The sequence below is a fragment of the Nocardia sp. NPDC004722 genome (assembly GCF_053601505.1).
Window position 1 is genome coordinate 1 of the sequence record NZ_JBSGBY010000747.1, and the last position, 3,606, is coordinate 3,606.

Here is a 3,606-nt window from a genome sequence, read left to right on the forward strand (position 1 = left end):
CAGGGGACTTCGCCCGTCGATGGCATCGTCGTCGGCTTCGCCGCGGAGGCCGTCCTCGACGCCGATGATCTCGTCGTAGGTTCGCAAGATCTCGTCGATGTCGTCGGGGAGATGGCGGCGCGCGGACTCGGCGCTCAGGGTGAGCACGGTCCGCTCGCTCGCCAACTGCACGGCCGCCGTGTCCGCGGCGGCGGCCAGGGCTTGCCGCCAGGTGTCGAGCGGCTGCCCGAGGCGGTGGAACGGGATCTCTCCGGCCGAGGGGCCGAATCGGACATGTACCGGCTCGTCCGTCGCCTGACCGGTGTGGCGGATGTGCAGCGGGCCGCCCTCGGCGTCGGTGACGGTGACGCGCTGTTCGGTCAGCGGATGCACCCGCAGATCGGAGGGCCCGAATCCGGGTGCGCCGACGAGGAGTTCCACGTGTGGGCCCGGCCGGTCGACCTCCACGACCAGTTCGGTCTCCGCGGGCACGGCGTAGCCGGTCGGCTGGAATCCCGCCAGGCAGAAGGATCGGCCGAGGCGCTGCTGCTCGGACTCCTCGCCGGGTAGCGGGGAGATGGAAATCCCCGCTCCCGGTTCGGATTTCGTGGGCTCGGCCCTCGAACACGAACTCAGCGCCACCGCGCCTGCGAGCGCGAGGAACGTACGCCGTTTCATCAAGGGCCGCACGGCTTTCAGCGGCCGACCGCAGCGGCCCAGATAGCGCTCAATCCGCCGTCCCACACGGCGTCGAGCCCGTGCACGACGGCATAGAACGCCGGGGTGTAGGCGAAGGCATTCAGGACCGAGTTCATGCCCTCGCAGAACGCTTGGCTCATCGCTCTCGCTGCCCTTCGCTCAATTCCAGTAGGTGGGTGGTTGATTCGGGAAGCCGTACAGGGGCAGTCCGGTGTTGAAGCCGGTCCCCACGTCCCGGGCATGCTGAATGGTGGCGCGGGAACCCGGGACGCTGCTGTGCCCCTGCGACATCGTGGTGGTCGAGAGCTGGATGTTCAGCGGGAACAGGTGCGGTTGATCCACGTAGAAGACGAACGACAGGTCATCGCAGTGCGCCGACACCGTGCGCGGATAGTCGAACGGGCCGATCTGTTCGGCCGGTTCGGAGATCGAATCCCAGTCCGCCTGTTCATAACTCTGCGGTTCGCACATGGTCAGCGCGCCGTCGGCGGCGGTGTGCGCGAGCAGGCCGCGGGTCTTGCCGTCCGCCTCCGGGAACACGAACATCTGGTCCGCGGACCCGTCCGGATTACCGGCCTGGGCGTAGTCGTAACCGACGTGCCCGGGGCCGAGCAGGAACCCGCCCGCCATCCGTTCCTGTTCTCCCACCCAGTGATTCACCTCGGTGAACTCGGCATGCCCGGGGAACTTCACGCGGCCGTTGATATCGGCGGTGGCGATGGAGGAGGCCCAGAAGACCTTGCTCCCATCCCAATCCACCGGATCCATCGCCGCGCCCGGATGGGTGTTGGAATACCAGAGGTCGGCGACCGTATCCATATTGTCGTAGGTCAGATGCCACGCCTGCTTCTCCTCGACCCACGCGAAATGCAGGATGGCGCTGTCGATGGTCGGGGCCTCGGTGACATGCACCGGACTCGCCGGATACTCGACCAGATTGCGGTAATTCCCCTGCGGGTCATTGAGATTCAAATTGTTCATATACCCCCACTTGACCCCGGCCATGCCGTGATTCAAATAGGTGAACTGAAACAGCCCGAGACCGTGCGGATCCTGCGCGTGAAACCATCCGAAATCCAGAATGTAGTTCCCGGCCGTCATATCCTGCGCCGTAGCGTGCCGCAGTGGGGTGGGTAGATCGTCGATGGCGACTGCCCTCCCACCCGAGCCGACTCCGGCTCCCACCGAAAGTGCGACGGCCGCAATGACTCCGACCAGCCTGCCGCATAGCCGACTGGTCCTCACCCTTGCCCGCCGCTCATGCCGTCCGCGGGCTGCCCGCCGCCCATGCCGCCGCCGTCGGGCTGGGTGGTGGTTCCGCCGCCCGGCTGGCCGCCGCCCATACCGCCGCCATTGTCCGGTTGGCCGCCGCCCATGCCGCCGCCGTTATCGGGTTGGCCGCCGCCCATGCCGCCGCCGGTATCAGGCTGTCCGCCACCCATTCCGCCGCCATTGCCGGGTTGTTCGCCGCCCGGCGAGGTGACCGGAACGCAGACCCATTTCATGCCGGTCCACTGCCATTGCCCCGTGACCATGGCGTCGTAGGGGCACGGGTCACCGGCCTTGTGGTCGGCCTCGCTCGGCGGTTTGGATGTCGCCGGTGGCTGCGCCGGGCCGCCGGTGCGGGTCGGTGTCGGCTGGCCGGGCGACGGCGGCGGGGCGACCATGGCGGTGGTGGTCGTGGTGGTGCGTGTGGCCGATGCGCTCGGGGACGAGGTCGTCTTCTGATCGGATTTCCCATCCGATCCGCCACACGCGGTGATCGCGGCCAGCGCCACTGCCAGACTCGCGCCCAAGGCAATTCGAGAAGTATTACCGCTCAGAGAAATTCGATTCTGCGATCGCAAACGGAATCCTTTCATCGCGCAGCATGATTGCCGTACCGGAAAGGTGATTCTGGGGATTTCCTCGCTACCGTAGTTTCTCGAACGAGAGGGAGTCAGGAAGTGTGCCCGTGTCGCGATCGAAACTTTTCCGGCCGCCGCTCGGGCGGCCGGAAAAGCTGATGACCGGTGATCAGTAGGTGTAGAAACCCTGGCCGGTCTTGCGGCCGAGGTAACCCGCATCGACCATGCGGCGCAACAACACCGGAGGCGCGTACTGGGGTTCGCCGAATTCGGCGTAGAGGGATTCGGCGACGGCGAGGGTGACGTCGAGGCCGACGGTGTCGGTCAGGCGCAGCGGACCCATGGGGTGTGCGCAGCCGCTGACCATGCCCTCGTCGATGTCCTCGGCGCTGGCGAAACCGGTCTCGTACATCCGGATCGCATTGCAGAGGTAGGGGATGAGCAGGGCGTTGACGATGAACCCGGCCTGATCCTTGGATTCGATGGTGCGCTTGCCGAGCACGTCGCGGGCGAAGGCGGTGACCTTGTCGACGACCGCGCGCTCGGTCTTGAGCGTCACCACGATCTCGACCAGCGGCAGTACCGGCACCGGGTTGAAGAAGTGCACACCCACCACGCGGCCCGGGTTGGCGGTGGCGTTGGCCAGCCGGATCACCGGGATCGAGGAGGTGTTGGTGGCCAGGATGGTCTCGGGGGAGACGATGGCGTCGAGCTTGGTGAAGAAGTCGGCCTTGAGCGACTCGATCTCCGGCGCGGCCTCGATGACCAGCTCGCGGTCGGCGAAATCGTCGATCGACGTGGTGAGGGTGACCCGCCCGCGCGCCGCGTCGGCATCGGCCTGCTCGAGCCGGCCGGACTTGACCGCCCGGGCCAGCGACTTGTCGATCCGCGCCTCGGCGGCCGCGGCCGCCTCGGTGTCGCGTTCCAGGATCAGCACCGAGCTGCCCGCGCGTGCGGCCACTTCCGCGATGCCCGCGCCCATGGTTCCGCCGCCGATCACACCAATACGTTCCACTGTCGACCTCTCCTCGTACTCGAGTAACTCGACCCCATCTTTCCGGTCCGCCCGGACCCACTCTCG

5 protein-coding genes are annotated in these 3,606 nt (G+C 67.0%); all 5 read right to left on the minus strand.

Features of this window, described 5'->3' with window-relative positions; all coding sequences use genetic code 11:
• Window positions 1–657, minus strand: a 657-nt coding sequence (locus tag ACWELQ_RS41075; RefSeq protein WP_452402394.1) for a hypothetical protein, incomplete at its 3' end; no start/stop codon positions are given.
• Window positions 658–674: 17 nt separating this feature from the next.
• On the minus strand, window positions 675–818 hold the full coding sequence (locus tag ACWELQ_RS41080; RefSeq protein WP_452402395.1) for a hypothetical protein: 144 nt from the start codon (window positions 816–818) through the stop codon (window positions 675–677).
• Window positions 819–837: 19 nt separating this feature from the next.
• Window positions 838–1,779: a hypothetical protein gene (locus ACWELQ_RS41085; RefSeq protein ID WP_452402396.1), complete on the minus strand. Its 942-nt coding sequence runs from the start codon at window positions 1,777–1,779 to the stop codon at window positions 838–840.
• 140 nt (window positions 1,780–1,919) lie between these two features.
• On the minus strand, window positions 1,920–2,474 hold the full coding sequence (locus ACWELQ_RS41090; protein WP_452402397.1) for a hypothetical protein: 555 nt from the start codon (window positions 2,472–2,474) through the stop codon (window positions 1,920–1,922).
• 220 nt (window positions 2,475–2,694) lie between these two features.
• The gene (locus ACWELQ_RS41095; RefSeq protein ID WP_452402398.1) at window positions 2,695–3,540 is read right to left on the minus strand and encodes a 3-hydroxybutyryl-CoA dehydrogenase; all 846 of its coding nucleotides are present in this window, start codon (window positions 3,538–3,540) and stop codon (window positions 2,695–2,697) included.
• Window positions 3,541–3,606: the final 66 nt, after the last annotated feature.